Origin of the sequence: Acinetobacter sp., assembly GCF_050285345.1 — a bacterium.
Lineage (GTDB): Bacteria > Pseudomonadota > Gammaproteobacteria > Pseudomonadales > Moraxellaceae > Acinetobacter.
The window spans coordinates 15,293-35,383 of record NZ_JBLZXR010000004.1 but is presented as its reverse complement, the minus strand read 5'-3'; the positions used below and the strand labels follow the sequence as shown (position 1 = coordinate 35,383).

Below are 20,091 nucleotides of genomic sequence, written 5' to 3'. Positions count from 1 at the left end.
CCATTTGGTGATCAGTAAGGTAAAGCCCACAAAGATGGCAAACATGATAATTGCATGCCAGTTGGTCGCCTGTTGCTCTGCAGCACCTAAATCAGGTCCTGCCATTGCTATGCTCGACATGAGCAATGCTGGTGCAGCCAGCACTTGTGCTTTCAATGAATTCCATTTCATCTTAGTGCGGTCCTTTCTCATGAGCGATTGCTTCAACTTCACGCATTGCTTCTTGGTTTAATGTATCCAATTTGTTGTTCGCGATATATGAATACACACCGCACAATACAAAAGACAGCACAATAATGCTCAAGCCCAATGGCATACCAATCGTGGTCACACCACCACTCACCGATTGCATTAAGAATTCTTTGTTATAGCCAACCAATAGCATAAAGCCGACATAGACCACCAACATGATGATGGTCAATGTCCAGCTCAATTTACTTTTACGACTGACCATTTCCTTAAATTTTGGATTTTGTAGAATTTGTTCTACCTGTCTCTCATCCATAATGTTCTCCTTACGCCGAACCTTGGCGCCCAATATTTTGTAATTTGAATTCTTTCGCAGCTAAAGTTACCAATCTTCCCTATATCTTGTAATTTAGACTTTGGTCGTTAAATTTTGAGCAATCAACATCCTAAACCTATGGATGCGTTATCATTACACTCGAATTAACATGCTGCAGGCACTATGAATAGTTGGCTTATCGTCGGGGTACTGGCCCTTTATATTGCATTACTTTTTGTATGCGCATTTTTTGGTGAAAAACATGCCAGCCGGCTCAGTACTCGCGGCAGAATGTTGTTATTTAGCCTGACTTTAGGTGTGTATTGTTCATCGTGGACCTTTTATGGCGCAACTGGCGCTGCGGTACGCGAAGGGATTATTTTTCTACCGATCTACTTAGGGCCTTTGCTCTTTGTCGCCTTGGGTTATGACATTTGGCGCCGTCTCGGCCGTGTACGTCAGCACCATGCTATTTCGTCGATTGCTGACTTTGTTGCCGCACGTTATGGTAAAAGTGGCCCCTTGGCCTCTCTGGTGACGATCCTTGCCGTCATCGCCATTATTCCCTATTTAGCCCTACAACTACGCGCGATTGCACTCAGCGCCACGGTGATTTTGGAGCCAAGTGCAGGCTTGACCGGCACCACTAATAGTGTCCTGTTCCTTACAGGAATACTGGCCATTCTTGCCATGATGTTTGGGACACGGCAAATTGCCAATACCGAGCAGCATGGCGGTCTCATGTTGGCTGTGGCATTTGAATCCTTTGTGAAGTTGTTCGCGCTGCTGGCTGTGGCACTCTTCTTTGTGTTTGAATCCCCAAGCAACATGGCGCAAATTAGCCATGACATCAACACCACCTTTAAAGATGTTCAGCTTCGAGGTGTACCAGAAAGTTTTTGGGTGCAGACCTTATTGGCGGCCCTTGCGATTATTTGCTTGCCACGCCAATTCCATGTGGCCGTGGTTGAACTACGGGATGAAAAACATATTCGTGGTGCTCGCCGTTGGTTTGCCGTTTATCTGATTTTAACTATCATTGCGATTATCCCAATTGCCAGTTGGGCCTTACATGCCGCTCCTGCCTATTTGGCCATTCCTGATGTTGCTGTATTGTCATTGCCGTTGAGTTATAACCAAGACTGGTTAACCCTTTTGGCTTTCTTAGGGGGATTCTCAGCCTCCACAGGTATGTTATTGGTGTCGTCTGTTGCGCTTTCCATCATGCTCAGTAATGACTTGATTATGCCTGCACTTTGGCGGACCAATTTGCTGTCGCGCCACGACAAACGCCTGCCACTGGTCCTTAAGTTCACCCGCCGCGTATGTATTTTAGCGGTTATGTTGCTGGGCTTTTTGTTCTTCCACTTCTTCAATGATATCGACCAACTCTCTGTCTTTGGACTCTTGGCCTTCAGTGCGGTGGCTCAATTCGCACCTGCGCTCATTGGTGGCTTATATTGGCGTGGTGGCAGTAAGCAAGGGGTCTATGCCGGTCTACTGGTTGGTTTTGGTATGTGGGCTTATACCCTGCTCTTACCGACCGTATTGCGTAGCCTACCGGCACAATTCAACGAATTTACCCTGCACTTGTTAAATCAAGGACCTTTCGGACTAAGTTGGTTACGTCCCGAAGCACTGCTCGGTTTTGAATCCTTTGATCATTTAACTCATGGTGTGGTTTGGGCCTTAGGTCTGAACATCACCCTGTATATTTGGATTTCACGCGTATTTCGCCCTAGTGTGGCTGAGCAAATTCAGGCCGAAAGTTTCTTTTACTACGAAACTAAACCGTTACCGACACAAAGTTCGTCCAATGACATTAGCTATATTCATCATGATGTGGCACGCCTTAAAGTCGGTGACTTAATCACTTTGGCAAAACGCATTACTGGTGAAGGCCCAACCATGCGCGCCTTTAGCCAATTTTGTGACCAAAATAATGTGGTGTTGAATGAAAATAGCAGCGCCAACGGCATGTGGTGGCGTTTTACTGAGCAGTATTTAGCCGGCACGATTGGTGCAGCATCTGCGCGCACTTTACTCACCACCGCCATGGTGAATAATGGTTTAGCCCTCGGTCAGGTTGCAAACATCCTCGACCAAGCCTCTCAGTGGCAACGCTTTAACCAAAACCTGATCATGACCATGATCGACCACATGACCCAAGGCGTGTCGGTGGTGGATGAAAATATGTGTTTGGTCGCTTGGAACAATCAATATTTAAAACTGTTTGATTATCCAAAAGACATTGTTTATGTCGGCTGTCCAATTTCCGATTTGATTCGCTATAACGCCGAACGCGGTGAATGTGGTCCGGGTTCGGTAGAAGAACATGTACGTAAACGCATGCATTGGATGCAGGTCGGTAGTGCGCATGAATTTGAACGTATTCGTAAAGATGGCCGAGTGATTCAAATGCGTGGTAATCCGATTGAAGGTGGTGGTTTCGTAACTACCTTTGCCGACATTACCGCGTTCCGTGAAAATGAAGCCGTGCTTGAAGGTCGCGTTCAGGATCGGACTCAGCAGTTGGCCGATGCTTTATCGGAACAACAACTGGCACGTGAACAAGCTGACAAAGCCAATATGTCGAAAAGCCGATTTATTGCGGCTGCCAGTCATGACTTGTTGCAACCGATGCATGCTGCACGTCTGTTCAGTACAGCACTGGAACAAAGTGTACAAAATGATGAGGATCGTAAAACCTTACAACAGCTGGATCGTGCGCTACATGGGGCAGAAAGTATGCTCTCTGCTCTACTGGATATTGCTCGTTTGGAAGGTGGAACCATTCAGCCGAAACGTCAGCCTTATCCATTGCACGATTTGCTGAGTGACCTTGAACTGCAATTTAAATCGATTGCTGCACAGCGCAATATTAAACTGACGGTGCATGATGCCAAGTTCTGGATTGATACCGACCCGCAATGGATTCGCCGAATTATTCAGAACTTTGTAAGTAATGCGTTGCGCTATACCGCGCGTGGTCGTGTCGTGGTCGGGGTTTTGCGCTCTGCGCGTCCAAATCATATTCGCATCGGAGTCTGGGATACTGGTCCGGGGATTGCCGAAGAACAGCGGATTAAACTGTTCCAAGAGTTTGAACGCTGTGGACACACCTCACCATGGGGTGAACAAGGTTTAGGTTTAGGGTTGGCCATCGTACAGCGTATGACCAGTCTTTTAGACTATCCTGTGTATGTCCATTCAAAACTTGGCCATGGTTCATGCTTTATGATTGAAGTGCCTGTAGTCGCTGCACCTAAAGTGGTGGCTGCACCGACGCAAGCCGTGCCACTGAAAACCAAAGCCTATAAAATTCTATGCTTAGACAATGATGAAACCATTTTGGAAGGTATGGCAACCTTACTGACCAAATGGGGCTATCAAGTGTTTAAAGCGACGGAGCCTGAGCAAGCATTGACCTTGATCCAGCAAGAAAATATTCAAGTCTGGTTAGTGGATCAACACTTGAATAACAACAAGATCGGTCTCGACTTTATTTTAGACAACCGTCAGGAAAAAGTGCCTGTCGCCCTGATTACGGCGGACTCTGATCCTGAGCTACCACAACGTTTGAAAGAGCTGAATATTGTCTTACTGAAAAAACCATTGAAACCTGCATCACTGCGTTCATGGTTATCTGGATTGAAAATTTCCAATCAGTAGTCATTTTTTTCTTACATCCGATGTGAACAAACTGCCCATTTCAGTCACATGAAATGGGCTTTTCTTTACGTGCTGACTACCTAAGTTTACGTGGTTGGCAAAAGATTCTATTTCACAGGCAAAATCATTCAAAAATAGGCGGAAATATCAAACAAATATTGACCAAAATTATCAAATTCAAATTGCCTATGGCAAAACATATTGGATACATAAGTGAACATTTGCACACTTCGTAACAATTAAAAATATAATTGATTTATATCAATATTTTATTTTAAAAAACCAAAATTAGAACTTTAGTCGTATATTTAATAACCATATTTCGATCTAACAATAATGATTAGACCTTGATCAGTTTCCAGTCGATTGAATACACCTTTTTACTCCCTTTGAGAAGCTGATCGTCCCCTCAATTAGGAGTTTTACTGTGAATATCTCTAAAGCAATGCCGCATGGTTTTGATCAAAATCTACAGTTCCACCGCCAATACGGTGTCAACACCATTTTGCCAGAAATTCATTGGCGTAAATTATTTAAATACAGCAATTTAAATAACGTTCAAGTAGAAGCACTCGAAACCTTGTATCACAGTGCTGTCCCCCTCGCGTTACAAGTCTTTGATGATTTAAATTTCGATGTCTTTGCACCTTATGCTTATAAACCACAAGGCTTAGGTTTATTTGATCGTCTCGCTGAACAGGAAGAACGACTGCTGCAAAATTTAGAAGCAGAGTGCGATTGTCTCAATGAAGAAGTACGTCACCAAATTTGGAGCATGTTGCTACGTGGTGGTGCCGTGTTGGTATTCAAAGCATGGTTGGGTAAAGTGAAATCAGATCAAGACCAACTCGACAGAACACAATTTGATGAATTATCCGATTTATTGTTTATCAAAACCTCACCGTTTGAACTGGCAGAGCGTCTGCATATTCATGCCGATTCAGTCCAAGACCATATTTTCTTAATGTATGACAATGAGGTCTATCTCGATCGCTTTAACAGCCTCGAAACTGCGGCTTTATTCGTGGACCTAGGCGTTTATGATGCAGCTTTTTTAAGTCTACGCGACGAGCGTATTGCCGATTATTTAAAAGCACAAGGTTCTGTCACTGATGAACAAATCGATGAATTACAGTGTGCGCTGAATCCCCTATACTGCACCGATTTAACCCCGAAACAAGACTATATTGCCTAAATAAGCGAGACACAGAACAGAGCACCCCAAAAAAAGACCTCCATCATGGAGGTCTTTTTTTGGTAGGAAATTTTAGATTTTCTTTTCTTCAATATTCAAGGCATTAATTGCCAGTACTGCTTGGGTTCGGTTTTGTACGCCCAATTTACGGAAAATTGCGGTTACGTGCGCCTTAATGGTCGCTTCAGACACATCTAGCTCATAAGCAATTTGTTTATTCAATAAACCTTCAGCCACCATCATTAACACGCGGAACTGTTGCGGCGTCAATGACTGGATACGTTCTGCCAATGCGGTTTCATCGGCTGCACGTGGATCAAAGTTCATATTGGCTGGCAAGTTTGGTGGTAACCAGATTTCACCTTCCAGTACTTGGCGAATCGCTTCACCAATATGGCTTGGGTGTGCCGATTTTGGAATGTAACCCATCGCACCATGCGCAATCGCACGCTGAATAATCGACACTTCTTCATGCGCCGAAACCACAATAATCGGAATCGATGGGTATTGTGCGCGAATATGCACCAAGGCAGAAAAGCCTGATGCTCCCGGTAGGTTTAAGTCCAACAAAACCAGATCAGGTTCAGGACCATTTTCAAGTCTTTCGTAGCACTCATTGACTGCAGCAGTCTCATGAATTTGCGCCTGTGGCAAACTGTAACGAACCGCCTGAATTAAAGCATGACGAAACAGCGGGTGATCATCAACGATTAAAATATTCATAAGCAACATGAAAGATCTTGTGCACAATACCCCTATTCTAACCACACATCCTATTGAAGGATATGCAAGAACTTATTTTTTTGTATTTAAAATGCTGATTTTCTATTTTAAATAAAGGTTTTGGGCCATTTTCAATCAATTCTCCAATCACCTCATCTTTTCATCAAAATTTGGTCCCTCCTTGTAAAGGATTCACTTCAATCTAATATATTTTTAAATTTCAAAAACTTAAACCTAGAAAACTCATTGAAAATCTAGAATTGCTAAAAATTGTGGTATTTGCCTGCATTTCAGTATTTTACCAATATCCGCCCATCGACATTTTTTATGAATGCGATTGAACCAAATTATTTGATGATTTTTAATCTCTAGATAAAGAAAAAGCCCGACATCCTGTCGAGCTTTTTCAGTATAGGTCCTTAAGCATAACTCCTGTCGCGCTTCACAGTCCTGATGTTGAACATATTTATTCTTGTTTTTGTTCTGGAACGTCCTGTTCCTGTATGTGTTCATCTTAGATAAATTCTTCGCCACTGCCTAGCGTCGATGCCCTCGCTCCGTGTAAGCCTAAACGGACAAAGTTGTACGCAATAGACCGAGATCAACCTTATGCTTAATGATTGGAGTCGAAGAAAATCATGATTGCCCTTTTCGTAAGCTCAACCTTTTTATACACTGAAAATCGCAAAATGAGGGATGAATTAAAGACATGCAACTGATTTGGTTTCGACAAGATTTAAGATTACACGACCATACTGCTCTGTGGCATGCCATGCAGGCCGGCAACACCGTTGCTTTCGTCACCCTTTGTCCTGAACAATGGGTACTACATGATGATGCTCCCATTAAAATTCATTGCTACCTGCAACAACTCGACCAGCTCCGTGATCAATTATCTGCACTGAATATTCCGCTGATCATCCGTCATATTCCGCGTTGGTCTGCCATTGCTGACCAATTACTGAAAATTAGCCAAAGTTTACAGATACAGACGGTGCATGCGCATATTGAATTAGGCGTCAACGAATTACAGCGTGATGCGCAGGTACAACACCTATTGGAAGAACACAACATTAAAGTTGAGTTGTACCATGACCGGACAATTTTCCCAGTAGGCAGTATTCGCAATCAATCTGGTCAGCCCTACCAAGTCTTTGGCGCATTTAAAAAAAAATGTTATGAAGGTTTAAGCCTGAGTGTTCCCAGCTGTTATCCCATGGTAGATGCACAAGCGCCTTTAGCAGTACACCCTCTTTGGCAAACGGAATTTGATCTTGCTTCCTTCTATCCTCAAGGACTTTCTACCCAGCAAATGGATCTTTGGCCAGTTGGTGAAGCACATGCACAGCACAGTTTGGATGAATTTATCCAACATGGCGTAGAACATTATGCCGATGAGCGTGATTTCCCTGCCTTAAATGGCACCAGTCGTATCGGGATGTGTTTAAATTTAGGCATGCTTTCAATACGGCAATGTCTACAAGCACTTTTTCGCGAACAGCACGGCAACTTTTATCTTGAAAATGTAGGACAGCAGACTTGGCTAGATGAACTCTTGTGGCGCGAGTTCTATCAACACATTCTGTTTGATTTTCCACGCGTATCGAAACATCAGCCCTTTCAAATGAAAACCACCCAAATCCATTGGCGCGATGCCCCCGATGATTTACAGGCTTGGCAGCAGGGGCAAACGGGTATTCCAATTGTCGATGCTGGCATGCGCCAACTCTTGGCCACGGGTTGGATGCATAATCGAGTGCGGATGATTTGTGCAATGTTTCTCAGCAAAAATTTGCTGATCGATTGGCGTCTGGGTGAGCAGTGGTTTATGCGACATTTGGTCGATGGAGACTTGGCTGCCAATAATGGCGGCTGGCAATGGTGTGCATCAACAGGAACTGATGCCGTTCCTTATTTCCGAGTTTTTAATCCGATCAGCCAATCACAAAAGTTCGACCCTGAAGGTGATTATTTAAGACAATGGCTGCCAGAATTGGCGCATTTGGATACCAAGCAGATTCATGCCCCGCATGCGAAAAAATATCAACCTGAACTCGCTTATCCATTGCCCATTGTGGATTTAAAACAATCGCGCCTACATGCTATTGAAACATTTAGCGCACTTTAAGGACTTAATTTACTCTGATAAATTATCGAATTGTTCAGGTGTTTATTCCACGCAACAGAGGATAGCCGAGCCACCCATTTATCCCTACAATAGATCAAAAATAGACAGTTGAAGAGACCCACATGTATACAGGCATCGTGCAAGGTTTAGAAAAAGTATTGGAAGTACGTCAAGGCAATGGCTTTAGCACCTTAGTCATTTCCAATGATCAAAATTTTTTCCACGATGTATTCATTGGGGCCAGTGTGGCCATCAATGGCGTGTGCTTGACCGCCACTCATATTGATCTTGCGTCCAATCAAGTGCACTTTGATGTCTCGGATCTCACCAACAGCCTCACCACACTAAAATCACTGCAAGCAGGCGATGCAGTCAATATTGAACGCTCGGCCAAAGTTGGTGCGGAAAATGGTGGTCATAATTTATATGGCCATATTGAAGGCACAGCACAGGTTAAACATCTGCGTAAACATGGTGAGACCTTGCATCTGGATATTCAAATCCCTGACGGTAATATTAAATACTTCTTCCTCAAGGGATTTATTGGACTTAACGGTTGTAGCCTAACGGTCAACCGCGTTGATCGTACAGCGGCAGAAATTTCAATTGACCTGATTCCTGAAACGCTACGACTCACCACATGGAAAGAGATTCAAATCGGTGATGCTGTGAATTATGAAATTGACCAAACAACCCGTACCCTCGTTGATACGTTGGAAAATATTCATCAGCGTTAATTGATTGTAAAAAGTTAAAAATAAGCGCCTCTATGCAGACGCTTATTTTTTGTTCACCACCTTATAAACAACTCTATAATTTTGGATAGACGGTTGCAATTAAATGCTCCACCACCTGCGGCTCGGCCAAGGTTGAGGTATCACCCAATGTATCCAATTCATTAGCTGCAATTTTTCTTAAAATACGACGCATGATTTTACCGGAACGGGTTTTCGGCAAGGCAGGTGCCCAATACAAAGCATCTGGAGTCGCCACAGGACCCAACACTTTACGGACCCACGCCACCAGTTCCTGACGTAGCTGCTCCGTCTCTTCGATGCCAACTTGCAACGTCACAAAAGCACAAATTCCTTGTCCTTTAATCTCATGCGGCATGCCAACAACCGCTGCCTCCGCTACGGCTTCATGTGCCACCAAGGCACTTTCAACTTCTGCAGTCCCTAAACGGTGACCCGACACATTTAGTACATCATCGACACGACCTGTGATCCAGTAATACCCCGACTCATCTCGACGCGCACCATCTCCAGTAAAATACGTCCCCGGATAAGTAGAAAAATAGGCTTCAATAAAACGTTTCGGATCGCCCCAAATCGTGCGCATCTGCCCCGGCCAAGAATCTTTAATTACCAAGTTACCTTCGGCCACACCTTCCAGTTCCTTGCCATCCGGATCCACAATCGCAGGCTGTACGCCAAAGAACGGACGCGTTGCAGAACCCGGTTTTAAATCAGTCGCTCCGGGCAATGGAGTAATCATGAAACCACCGGTTTCCGTTTGCCACCATGTGTCCACTACCGGACAGCGACTTTCACCGACCACGGTGTAGTACCAATTCCACGCTTCTGGGTTAATCGGTTCACCCACTGAACCGAGTAGACGCAAGCTACTACGGTCACTTTCACGCACAAAGGCATCGCCCTCACGCATCATGGCGCGAATCGCCGTTGGTGCGGTATATAAAATGGTGATGTTATGTTTATCAACTATATGTCCGGTCCGTGCCCAACTTGGATACTGCGGCACACCTTCAAACATTACCGTGGTGGTTCCATTCGATAATGGGCCATACAACACATAAGAATGCCCCGTAATCCAGCCCACATCCGCGGTACACCAAAATACATCATCCTGTTTTAAATCAAATACTTCTCGGAAAGAACAGTTGACATAAGTGAGATAACCGCCTGTGGTGTGCAGCACCCCTTTCGGCTTACCTGTCGAACCCGAGGTATATAAAATGAATAATGGATCTTCTGCACTCATCGGTTCAGGTGGGCAAATGTCATTAACCGACATGATTTCCATGTGATACCACAGATCACGTTCAGGCTTCATTTCAATCGGGTTACCCGTCCGATGCACCACAATCACTTTTTGTACCGAGTCGGTTCCAGCGGAATTCAGCGCTGTATCTACATTTTCCTTTAAAGGAATCGGTTTACCCCCACGCATACCGCAATCCGCAGTAATCACCACTTTAGCCTGACTATCTTCAATCCGGCTTGCCAATGAATCTGGTGAGAAGCCACCAAAGACCACACAATGCACCGCCCCAATCCGAGTACAGGCCAGCATCGCAATTGCAGCTTCAGGTATCATGGGCATATACAGCACCACACGATCACCTTTGCTGACACCATTTTTTTTCAAGACATTGGCAAAACGGCAGGTCTCGTCATGCAATTCTTCAAAAGACATAATTTTATGCCGTGATGGATGATCCCCTTCCCAAATAATTGCCGGTTTATGTGGATGTTCTTTTAAATAGCGATCTAAGCAGTTGGCGCTGACATTCAGTTCACCATCTGCAAACCATTCAATTTTAAAATTATCTTGATTAAAGTTGGTATTTTTAACTTGGGTAAATGGCGTGATCCAATCAAGTTTTTGAGCCTGCTCTGCCCAAAACTCATCCGGTTGTTCAATCGATTTTTGATAGCGCTCAAAGTACTCCGCCTCATTGATGCGCGCGGTTTTTTTAAAACTTTCAGGTACTGGATAGATCTCTTTCATATTGTATTTTCCTTGATCTGATTCATCTCATCACGAGATGCCATGCCACGTTTTTACTTTTATATGTGCTGCATAAAACCATATGACGATTATTTTTTAATCGCTTCAATTCGGCTTTGGTCGTATTCTTATATTCCATTTAAAACATATTCATAGTCAAAATATCAACAAAAACATGTTTAAATTCAGTATCTGGTTCGTTCATTCACTTTATATTGATGACTCTCTTCACGCTAAAGTTCTAAACTACATCAAGTATTGCACCAGACATTTGGGTTACATCCATGACTACTCATGACTCATCTTCGTTCTTTTCACGCAAATCGGCACCTGCCGTTGACAATCCATTAACCCCTGATGGACGTTTTGGTCGACTCAGCATGATTGGTTGGTATGGTTTTCTGAATATCATCACCTTTCTTGCCCTCCTGATTTTAAGTCTGGCCGTTGGTATTTTTAGCTTTAATACCTTGGCATTAAATCACCAATTTGTCGGCATACTGACTGGGGTTTCGGGCTTGGCCTATTTGGCGATTGGAGTACTCTATTTTTATTTTTACTGTGTATTTATCATCCGCAGATTGCACGACTTAAATAAAACCGGATGGTGGATGCTTTGGCTATTATTTCCCATCCTCAACGTGTTTTTTATCTTCTATTTACTGTTGGCCTCAGGAAACCCTAATACCAATCCGTACGGCGCACCTCGACCTGCCGCTGTTTGGGAAAAAATTCTGGCTTGGTTGATGATTCTTCTGACCCTCCTCTTTATTTTTGCGACCGGTAGCATCACCTCCTACCGAATCAGCACAGGCGAATTGGAATCTCCAACAGAAATGATTCAACAAGGGACGGATTATTTTTAATCTTCTCTTCCACCCATTTTTAGCGCTGTCTGAATTTTGATACATCTGGTTATCACGCAGTAATTAAGGCTTATTTTCAAGCTAAAATTCAGGCAAAATACGCAAAAATTTTAGACTTTGGAAAACCCGTGGCTGACAAAGACAATGCCTTGAGTGATGTGACTCAAGGTACGACCCACCTCCTCCAAGAGGCAACTGAAAAAACCGCACAAACGGTGCTCGAACACACTGCAAAGTATAACGATGCTTACTCGACGATTGATAAGTTTGTGGATGGATTTTGGGAACGCTTGCCCTATATTTGCATTGCGCTATTTGTCTTCACGATTTTTTGTTTACTGTCCAAACTGTTTAAATTTTTTGTCCGTAAAGCCTTGGCTGACCGCTCATACACCAAACAAAACTTGGTGTTGGTCCTCAACCGTGTCGGCAGTTCTGCCATTATTTTTATTGGCTTCTTAATTTCCATGGTAGTGGCCATCCCTGGGTTTACACCGGCCCAATTAATGAGTGCGCTCGGGATCGGTTCGGTCGCAATCGGTTTTGCCTTCAAAGATATTTTCCAGAACTTATTGTCCGGTGTTTTAATTTTACTCGGTGAACCGTTCAAAATTGGCGACGATATTATTGTGTCGGGCATGGAAGGTACGGTTGAGGACATTCAGATTCGCGCCACATTTTTACGTTCACCCGATGGTCGCCGTATCGTGATTCCAAATGCTACGGTTTATACCAGTGCCGTCACGGTAAATACTGCCTATCAGCGTCGTCGCTGTGAATTTGTAGTTGGTATCGGCTATGAAGATGATATTCAAAAAGCCAAAAATATTGTCATGACAATATTGGACAAAGACCCAACCATTTTAAGCCAGCCGGGCTTTAGCGTAAATGTCAATGCACTTGCCGACTTTTCAGTGAACTTGAATGTGCGTTGGTGGGTGGATACCACTGAAACCACTACCGCCAACTCAATCAGCGCGGTACAAGAACATGTGATTCAAGCCTTCAATCAACACGGTATTTCGATTCCTTATCCGGTACAGGAAGTCAAAGTCTATCGTGGTGATCAAACTGAACCTGAAACTTCAGTGACTAAATAATCGCCCTAGCACGTAGGGAATTACCGTTTCTGTCCGAATAATCCGGCTGCCCAGACTCACCGCTTGGCAGCCGTTTTTAATGAGCAAGTCAATTTCATAAGGAATAAACCCGCCTTCTGGACCGATGATGATGCTACAGTCATGATCAATGCCTGCCGGCATACGTTGCACCGCATAGGGATGTGCCACATAGGCAGGACGTTCCGTAGAAATCATCGTGGGCAGTACATCTTCTACAAAGGGTTTAAAGCGTTTATACAGCTCTATTTTTGGGGCAATGGTATCGCCCGCTTGCTCTAGCCCCAAGGTCACGTATTGATCTAATTGCTGCAAAAAAGGCGTTTGCCAATAACTTTTGTCCACACGATAACTGTGCAGCAAAATGATTTTTTCCACCCCCAGTGTCACCGCATCCATCATCAAACGCCGTAGCACTTTCGGTCGTGGCATCGCCACAATTAAAGTCACGGGATGTTTAGCGGGAACGCTTTCTTCTTGTAAAGCTTTTAACTGAATCCGTTCATCACTGATGCTGACAATTTGGGTTAAATAACGCTTTCCATCCCGAATCCCGACTTTTAGAGTATCCCCAACTTGCACATCGACATGAGTTGTTAAATGCTCAACTTGGCGTTTAGCACTGATAGTCCAAAATTCAGATTGAGTTTGTCGTGGATCAAGAAGGACAATGTTCATAAATAAATTTTTTCTCTTTTACCTGCCATTGGATACGCGTGAAGGTCATCCACAACTGTTCGAGGCAACACTGCATGTGTTAGATAAAGTTTATGCTAGTTCTTTGAAAAAAATCGGTATCTGACGAGTTTTGTGGATGACAAATAGTTTTGTTACTTTTGCCGAAACAAAAGTAAAATAAGAGCTCCAAACTGTAAGTTTATAATAACAAGATGCCGCTGTTCTCATTCAATACAACAGACAATTTATTTCATAACTTGATTAAAGATACTGATCAATCACCTGAATATGCTTTTGCAGCGACCCCATATTCTTTTGCATAATCTGCTGCGCCGCAGTATTCAAAGCATTGGCTTTATCAGTGTCCTGAATCAACGCAAATAACACCTGTACGGCTTGTTCTGCATCTTGCACCACTTCTACTGCATTGCCAGTAACAAACTCATCGACAATAGTTTGAAAGTTAAAATAATTCTTACCTAAAACCGTGGGCACATTCAGCGCTATCGGCTCTAAAATATTATGTCCACCACCCGGCTCATTTAAAGAACCACCGACAAAACACGCTTGACTCAAAGCCAACCACAACCACAATTCTCCCATGCTGTCCGCCAAATACACTTGAGTATCCGCTTGAATTGGCTGAGATAGGCTGCGGCGCTGAGTGTGTAAATTGAGCTTTTGCGCTTCTGCAAACACCGCATCAAAACGCTCTGGATGACGCGGCACAACAATGCACAATAACTCCGAATGCTGCTGTAAAAACGGTTTTAAGGCACTCAATATTTTTTGTTCTTCGGGAGCATGGGTACTGGCTATCGTAATGATTTTACGACCAGTTAATGCCCATTCCTGTTTCAGTTGTACAGCCTGTGCAATAAAATATTCAGGCGCATGAATATCAAATTTAATACTACCCACCACTTGGCTTGTCGCAGGTGCTGCTCCTAACGCCAAAAAACGTGACAAAGCCGCTTGATCCTGTGCAAGCAACTGATTCAAACCTTGTAACATCGGGCGAGTCAAACTGGGTACTTTGCCATAACCTTGCGCCGACTTTTCCGATAATCGTGCATTTAGCAATAATCGCGGAATGTTCAATTGCTGCGCTTGATCAATCAAATTTGGCCACAGTTCGGTTTCGACCAAAGCCAAGATTTTCGGTTGATATTTTTGAATAAAAGTACGGACTAATTTTTTTTGATCGGCAGGCAAATACACCGCTTGAAACAACGCCTCATAAGGCGCTTTTAAAAATAGCGATTTAGCCCGAGCCTGACCAGTTTTGGTGGTATTGGTCACCAAAACCGGATGACCCATTTTTAGATAATGCTCAATTAAAGGCTGCGCTGCGTTGGTTTCACCAACAGAGACAACGTGAAACCAAAGCGCATTTAGATTTTTAACCGGCTGAAAAGGCCCAAAACGTTCCAGACACTCTTGCTGATATTGTTGATGATCTTCAGCACGTTTTTGAATGCGCCATTGATATAGCGGCTTAATCAGCGCCAAAGCAGCGTTATACCAAAAAGGAGTAGTCAAATGTCGTCGCTCAAAAATCAAATAGAATCGGCAGAATATAGCAGAGCATTACCCACATGTTAATGGATAATGCGCATTCACCAGTCGATTAATTGCTAGAACAGTCTGCACCAGATTGTGTTTGCATGCTTGGGTAGTCAATATAACCCGCAGCAACGTCAGTCCCGATCATATTTTCCAGTACCAACTCATTCAAGGCTGCATTAGCCACTAAACGTTCATACAAATCTGGATTGGCAATATAAGCCTTACCAAAAGACACCGCATCGGCTTGACCAGATGCCAAAAGCTGCATCGCATCTTCACGACTGAGGCGCATATTAGCGATATACGGCACACCATTCGAGCGCTCTTTCATATAAGTACTGATACTGTCTTCAGCCAAATATTCACGGGTAAAGAAGAAGGCAATCTTGCGTTGACCCAATTGTTCTAAGGCATAACCGAAGGTTTCACGTGGATCATCATCACCCATATCATGCTCATCACCGCGTGGTGCTAAATGTACTCCGACACGACCTGCACCCCAAACTTCAATCAATACATCAACCACTTCGAGTAATAAACGTGCACGGTTTTCAACGCTTCCGCCGTATTCATCTTCACGTAAATTGGTCTTCGTTTGTAAGAATTGATCGATAAGGTAACCATTGGCTGCGTGTAATTCTACGCCATCAAAACCCGCTAGTTTGGCCTTGATTGCCGCTTGTTTGAACTGTTCGACAATGGTTTTAATTTCCGAAATTTCTAGCGGACGTGGAACCACATAATCACGTTTTGGACGGAGTAGACTCACCTGCCCCGCTTGCTGCACAGCACTGGCTGAAACAGGCGTTTCACCATTGAGCAATTCAGGATCAGAGACCCGACCGACATGCCAAAGTTGAGCAACGATCAAACCACCCTTTTTATGCACTGCTTGAGTGGTTAACTTCCAGCCTTCAACTTGTGCATCGGTAAAGAGTCCCGGTGTATTGCGATAACCATTGGCTTCTTCTGAAATCACTGTTGCTTCGGAAATAATCAGGCCGCTACTGGCACGTTGTGCATAGTACTCAGCCATCATTGCGGTAGGAATACGATCAGCGGTGGCACGACTACGTGTAAGCGGAGCCATGATTACGCGATTTTTCAGGTGGAGATCACCCAAAATAAGAGGAGTATTAAGTTCAGCCATTATTGTCTCTAACCCACCTTAATAAAAATTAAAGTGAGTGTTGCAAGTAATCAATATATTGCTGAATCAGTGCTTCATTGCGGGAAAAATACGACCATTGACCATATTTTTCCGCTTGGATTAGACCCGCCTGCTGCAAAACAGACAAATGATTTGACATGGTCGATTGTGAAACATTACCGAGTTTTTCGATATTGCCTGCACAAACCCCACGCGTAAAGCCACCACACTGCTCTTCAGACAAAAACTGTTCTGGCGTTTTCAACCATTCCAAAATTTGACGTCGAGTCGGATTGGCAAGTGCTTTAAAAATTAAATCAATATCCATAATTCAGACGAGTTTAATTAAATGAAAAATGAGCAACAAAGCACTATTCAGCATCTTGAATATAATATATCGTATTTTTTCGATTTTTATATCGATTATTTTAGATATTCATTTCAAAATTGAATAGAGCTCTGTTTTTTAATAAATTTAAATTAAAGGCCTTGCTTTAAGCTAGCTTCAATAAATTTATCAAGATCACCATCAAGGACTGCGCCCGTGTTTGAACTTTCGACACTGGTACGTAAGTCTTTAATCCGTGAGTCATCCAAAACATAAGAGCGGATTTGACTACCCCAACCAATATCAGACTTGGTGTCTTCCAACGCTTGCGCAGCATCATTACGTTTTTGCATTTCAAGTTCGTACAATTTTGCACGTAACTGTTTCCATGCATGGTCACGGTTGGCGTGCTGTGAACGTTGGTTCTGACATGCCACCACAATCCCGGTTGGTGCGTGAGTTAAACGCACCGCTGAGTCGGTTTTGTTAATGTGCTGACCACCTGCGCCTGACGCACGGTACGTATCGGTACGCACATCAGCAGGATTAATATCAATTTCAATATTGTCATCAACTTCTGGTGATACAAACACCGCTGAGAAAGAGGTATGACGACGGTTACCCGAGTCAAATGGTGACTTACGCACTAAACGGTGTACACCAGATTCAGTACGTAACCAACCATAGGCATACTCACCTTCGACACGAATAGTTGCAGATTTAATCCCAGCAACATCACCGTCCGATTCTTCCATCACTTCAGCTTTAAAGCCATGACGTTCAATCCAACGTAAGTACATACGAAGGAGCATAGATGCCCAATCCTGTGCTTCCGTACCACCTGAACCCGCTTGAATTTCCACATAACATGGATTTGGGTCCATCGGATTACTAAACATACGACGGAATTCAAGTTTAGCCAGTTCAGCCTCAGCAGATGTGAGTTCTTCCTGCACATCGCTTAACAGGCTTTCTTCTTCTGCTTCAACCGCAAGATCAAGCATGGCTTGTGCATCTTCCAACTGAGTCGACAAACCTTCTAAGACATTAATCACGTTTTCAAGTTCGCCTTTTTCTTTGGCCATGGCTTGAGCACGGTTTTGATCATTCCAAATTGCGGGGTCTTCTAACTCGCGGAGAACCTCTTCTAAACGCTCTTTTTTCAGATCGTAGTCAAAGATACCCCCGTAGTGTTTGACCACGGTCATTTAAGTCTTTTAGCTGTAATAGATAAGGATTAATTTCCACGCGAAATACTCTCAATCAAAAATTTTGGCTTAAATAGCCGATCATTATATCACAGAGCTTTTATCCAATTTCAGCAAGAATTGGCAATCTCAATCATTGACTTCAATGTACAGAATATGAACAATACGCTCGCTTTATTATTTATTACATTTTTTTTACAACAATAATGTTTTCGAGGGTTTTATGAAAAAGACATTACTTGCACTAGGCTTAGCTGTAATTGCATCTTCAAGTTTTGCTTATGATGGCCAAATTGACGGTGGTTTTACTTATTTTGATCACGATAGCAATATCGTAGATTCAAACGGCTTGTTCAACTTACAAGGTACGCTATATTTAGATTCAGTAAACCCTAAAAATGGTCCATTAAACGAAGCTGCATTTTTAGGTCACAACAGCAATGTTTATGCTAAATATGGCTATGAATATTTAGATACAAAAACAGTTGATGTATCAGATTTTTTTCCAGTTTCTGGTCCGATTGCAGGCAAAGCAGAATATGACAGCCACCATATTTCATTAGGTGCCGAATACTTCTTTGAACAATTCTACTTTAATGGTGAAGTTGGCTATAAAGAAGAAAAAGCAGAAGTAAAAGTTGCAGGTATCTCAGCAAGTGATGATTATGACACAACAACGTACCGTGCTTTAGTTGGTTTCCTCCCTATGACAAATCTTTTATTGGCTGCAGGTATTGATGGCTATAAAGGCGATGCTGATGGTGATGACGACAACCGTTTTGCGGTGAAAGCAAAATACGTTACAGCTTTAAATAATGGTCAATATATCAATCTTGAAGCAGATGGTGCTTTTGGTGATGTCGACTCTGCAACAATTGGTGCAGATTACTACTTCGACCAAGCATTCAGCATTGGTGCAGCATATAACATCGTAGATGATGGTGATGATGACACAGACTTCTTTGCCATTCGCTCTAAATATTTTGTAAACCCAAATCTTGCAGTGGGTGGTCAAGTTGGTTTTGGTGATGACGTTCAAGCGTTCAACATCAATGCAACGTTCCGTTTCTAATTGCATGTGAAGCGAAAAAATATGAGAAAAAGCACCTTTAAATTAAGGTGCTTTTTTATTTGAGTTGTCATAATTTCTTTAAAAATAGATTTTTAATTAACCAAAAAGATGATAAATCCACAATATCTACACAGTTTTAATAAAACAAAACATTATTAAATTAACGTTAAATATCAATACTATAATAAAATAAAATTACACAAATTTACCAAGTACACAGATCTGCAACTTTGCAGTGATTGACCATCTTTAAAATTGCTCTAGACTGAAAGTTGTAACAAAAAATGTATTAAATATTAGCCAACAACTTTCCAGAGGGGAGCATCCGCATGAAAAAATTAGCAATCGCTTCAGCATTACTTTCAGCTTTAGCCATTACAGGTACAGCAAACGCGTATCAAGCAGAAATTGGTGCATCTGCTGGTCTAATCGATCCAGACAACGGTAGTTCAAGCGGCTCTTTCGGTGTAGACGGCACATACTATTTCAATCCAGTTCAAACACGTAATGCACCACTTGCAGAAGCTGCATTCTTAGACCGCGCAAGTAACGTAAGCGCACAATATCAATATGATGAAATTGGTGACGCTGAAGCACACAAATACGGTGTTGGTGCTGAGTACTTCGTACCAAATTCAGATTTCTATTTAAGTGGTAACGTGAACGGTCACGACTTAAAAGACAATGATGACCTAGACAACGACTTAACAACCTATGGCGCTGAAGTCGGTTATCTTCCTGCTCCAGGCTTATTGATCGCCGCTGGTGTGAAAGGTTGGGATACAGATCATGATGATGGTGTCGATCCAACACTTCGTGCCAAATATGTGACTACTTTAAGCAATGGTAAAGACATTAACCTTGAAGCCGGTGCAGCATTCGGTGACTTAGATGAATTCAATCTAGCAGCTGACTACTTCATTGACAAAACATTAAGTGTTGGTGCTGATTATCAAAGCAACGATATTAATGATCAAACCGAGTTCGGTGTAAGTGCACGTAAATTCTTTACCCCGCAAGTCAGCCTTGAAGGTCGTGTGGGCTTCGGTGAAGTCGGCAACAACGATTACAACAAGTTTGGTGTAGCAGCGAAATACCGCTTCTAATCACCGGAAGTAACAAACA

17 protein-coding genes are annotated in these 20,091 nt (G+C 43.0%); 8 read left to right on the top strand and 9 right to left on the bottom strand.

Annotated features, from left to right (window positions below; genetic code table 11):
• The coding region (locus tag ACN6OV_RS00365; RefSeq protein ID WP_427948682.1) for a hypothetical protein at window positions 1–171 on the bottom strand (171 nt) is incomplete at its 3' end.
• 1 nt (window position 172) lies between these two features.
• On the bottom strand, window positions 173–505 hold the full coding sequence (locus ACN6OV_RS00360; RefSeq protein WP_427948677.1) for a DUF485 domain-containing protein: 333 nt from the start codon (window positions 503–505) through the stop codon (window positions 173–175).
• A 183-nt stretch (window positions 506–688) separates the two neighbouring features.
• On the opposite strand from ACN6OV_RS00360, the gene ACN6OV_RS00355 reads away from it, so the two are divergent.
• Together ACN6OV_RS00355 and ACN6OV_RS00350 are read left to right on the top strand one after the other, a co-directional pair.
• Window positions 689–4,177, top strand: a complete 3,489-nt coding sequence (locus tag ACN6OV_RS00355) for a hybrid sensor histidine kinase/response regulator (protein WP_427948676.1) — start codon at window positions 689–691, stop codon at window positions 4,175–4,177.
• 445 nt (window positions 4,178–4,622) lie between these two features.
• On the top strand, window positions 4,623–5,372 hold the full coding sequence (locus ACN6OV_RS00350; RefSeq protein WP_427948681.1) for a hypothetical protein: 750 nt from the start codon (window positions 4,623–4,625) through the stop codon (window positions 5,370–5,372).
• Window positions 5,373–5,444: 72 nt separating this feature from the next.
• Here the strand turns inward: ACN6OV_RS00350 and ACN6OV_RS00345 are convergent, their stop codons facing one another.
• Window positions 5,445–6,095: a response regulator gene (locus tag ACN6OV_RS00345; protein ID WP_427948679.1), complete on the bottom strand. Its 651-nt coding sequence runs from the start codon at window positions 6,093–6,095 to the stop codon at window positions 5,445–5,447.
• Window positions 6,096–6,804: 709 nt separating this feature from the next.
• Between ACN6OV_RS00345 and ACN6OV_RS00340 the strand changes: the two genes are divergently transcribed.
• On the top strand, window positions 6,805–8,223 hold the full coding sequence (locus ACN6OV_RS00340; protein ID WP_427948675.1) for a cryptochrome/photolyase family protein: 1,419 nt from the start codon (window positions 6,805–6,807) through the stop codon (window positions 8,221–8,223).
• A gap of 122 nt (window positions 8,224–8,345) precedes the next feature.
• On the top strand, window positions 8,346–8,960 hold the full coding sequence (locus ACN6OV_RS00335; RefSeq protein ID WP_427948673.1) for a riboflavin synthase subunit alpha: 615 nt from the start codon (window positions 8,346–8,348) through the stop codon (window positions 8,958–8,960).
• A gap of 73 nt (window positions 8,961–9,033) precedes the next feature.
• Here the strand turns inward: ACN6OV_RS00335 and acs are convergent, their stop codons facing one another.
• Entirely contained in the window at window positions 9,034–10,977 is a 1,944-nt protein-coding gene (gene acs, locus ACN6OV_RS00330) for an acetate--CoA ligase (protein WP_427948672.1), read from the bottom strand.
• 284 nt (window positions 10,978–11,261) lie between these two features.
• Here acs and ACN6OV_RS00325 point away from each other — a divergent pair, with 284 nt between their 5' ends.
• Together ACN6OV_RS00325 and ACN6OV_RS00320 are read left to right on the top strand one after the other, a co-directional pair.
• Window positions 11,262–11,843 carry a DUF805 domain-containing protein gene (locus ACN6OV_RS00325; protein WP_427948671.1) on the top strand — a complete coding sequence of 194 codons (582 nt, stop codon included), beginning with the start codon at window positions 11,262–11,264 and terminating at the stop codon, window positions 11,841–11,843.
• Between the two features lie 128 nt (window positions 11,844–11,971).
• On the top strand, window positions 11,972–12,943 hold the full coding sequence (locus ACN6OV_RS00320) for a mechanosensitive ion channel family protein (RefSeq protein ID WP_427948669.1): 972 nt from the start codon (window positions 11,972–11,974) through the stop codon (window positions 12,941–12,943).
• On the opposite strand, the gene ACN6OV_RS00315 is transcribed toward ACN6OV_RS00320, so the two are convergent.
• The 5 genes from ACN6OV_RS00315 to prfB form a co-directional block, all read right to left on the bottom strand.
• Window positions 12,929–13,639 carry a 16S rRNA (uracil(1498)-N(3))-methyltransferase gene (locus ACN6OV_RS00315; RefSeq protein ID WP_427948668.1) on the bottom strand — a complete coding sequence of 237 codons (711 nt, stop codon included), beginning with the start codon at window positions 13,637–13,639 and terminating at the stop codon, window positions 12,929–12,931. The genes ACN6OV_RS00320 and ACN6OV_RS00315 overlap by 15 nt on opposite strands.
• Before the next feature lie 261 nt (window positions 13,640–13,900).
• The gene (locus ACN6OV_RS00310; RefSeq protein WP_427948667.1) at window positions 13,901–15,181 is read right to left on the bottom strand and encodes a 3-deoxy-D-manno-octulosonic acid transferase; all 1,281 of its coding nucleotides are present in this window, start codon (window positions 15,179–15,181) and stop codon (window positions 13,901–13,903) included.
• A gap of 88 nt (window positions 15,182–15,269) precedes the next feature.
• The gene (locus ACN6OV_RS00305) at window positions 15,270–16,358 is read right to left on the bottom strand and encodes an alkene reductase (protein ID WP_427948665.1); all 1,089 of its coding nucleotides are present in this window, start codon (window positions 16,356–16,358) and stop codon (window positions 15,270–15,272) included.
• Between the two features lie 28 nt (window positions 16,359–16,386).
• Window positions 16,387–16,686, bottom strand: coding sequence for an ArsR/SmtB family transcription factor (locus ACN6OV_RS00300; RefSeq protein WP_427948663.1), 300 nt, complete (start codon window positions 16,684–16,686; stop codon window positions 16,387–16,389).
• A gap of 152 nt (window positions 16,687–16,838) precedes the next feature.
• A protein-coding gene (prfB, locus tag ACN6OV_RS00295; RefSeq protein WP_427948662.1) for a peptide chain release factor 2 occupies window positions 16,839–17,934 on the bottom strand; the annotation gives its coding sequence in 2 pieces (ribosomal slippage) (window positions 16,839–17,861 and window positions 17,863–17,934; 1,095 coding nt in all).
• A 183-nt stretch (window positions 17,935–18,117) separates the two neighbouring features.
• On the opposite strand from prfB, the gene ACN6OV_RS00290 reads away from it, so the two are divergent.
• Window positions 18,118–18,966, top strand: a complete 849-nt coding sequence (locus ACN6OV_RS00290) for a porin (protein ID WP_427948661.1) — start codon at window positions 18,118–18,120, stop codon at window positions 18,964–18,966.
• A 329-nt stretch (window positions 18,967–19,295) separates the two neighbouring features.
• Window positions 19,296–20,072 carry a putative porin gene (locus ACN6OV_RS00285; protein ID WP_427948659.1) on the top strand — a complete coding sequence of 259 codons (777 nt, stop codon included), beginning with the start codon at window positions 19,296–19,298 and terminating at the stop codon, window positions 20,070–20,072.
• Window positions 20,073–20,091 lie beyond the last annotated feature (19 nt).

Excerpts from the sequence above, each read along its gene's own strand:
- ACN6OV_RS00360 (WP_427948677.1), bottom strand. The coding sequence starts at position 505 with ATGGATGAGAGACAGGTAGAACAAATTCTACAAAATCCAAAATTTAAG.
- ACN6OV_RS00355 (WP_427948676.1), top strand. The coding sequence starts at position 689 with ATGAATAGTTGGCTTATCGTCGGGGTACTGGCCCTTTATATTGCATTA.
- ACN6OV_RS00350 (WP_427948681.1), top strand. The coding sequence starts at position 4,623 with ATGCCGCATGGTTTTGATCAAAATCTACAGTTCCACCGCCAATACGGT.
- ACN6OV_RS00345 (WP_427948679.1), bottom strand. The coding sequence starts at position 6,095 with ATGAATATTTTAATCGTTGATGATCACCCGCTGTTTCGTCATGCTTTA.
- ACN6OV_RS00340 (WP_427948675.1), top strand. The coding sequence starts at position 6,805 with ATGCAACTGATTTGGTTTCGACAAGATTTAAGATTACACGACCATACT.
- ACN6OV_RS00335 (WP_427948673.1), top strand. The coding sequence starts at position 8,346 with ATGTATACAGGCATCGTGCAAGGTTTAGAAAAAGTATTGGAAGTACGT.
- acs (WP_427948672.1), bottom strand. The coding sequence starts at position 10,977 with ATGAAAGAGATCTATCCAGTACCTGAAAGTTTTAAAAAAACCGCGCGC.
- ACN6OV_RS00325 (WP_427948671.1), top strand. The coding sequence starts at position 11,262 with ATGACTACTCATGACTCATCTTCGTTCTTTTCACGCAAATCGGCACCT.
- ACN6OV_RS00315 (WP_427948668.1), bottom strand. The coding sequence starts at position 13,639 with ATGAACATTGTCCTTCTTGATCCACGACAAACTCAATCTGAATTTTGG.
- ACN6OV_RS00305 (WP_427948665.1), bottom strand. The coding sequence starts at position 16,358 with ATGGCTGAACTTAATACTCCTCTTATTTTGGGTGATCTCCACCTGAAA.
- ACN6OV_RS00300 (WP_427948663.1), bottom strand. The coding sequence starts at position 16,686 with ATGGATATTGATTTAATTTTTAAAGCACTTGCCAATCCGACTCGACGT.
- ACN6OV_RS00290 (WP_427948661.1), top strand. The coding sequence starts at position 18,118 with ATGAAAAAGACATTACTTGCACTAGGCTTAGCTGTAATTGCATCTTCA.
- ACN6OV_RS00285 (WP_427948659.1), top strand. The coding sequence starts at position 19,296 with ATGAAAAAATTAGCAATCGCTTCAGCATTACTTTCAGCTTTAGCCATT.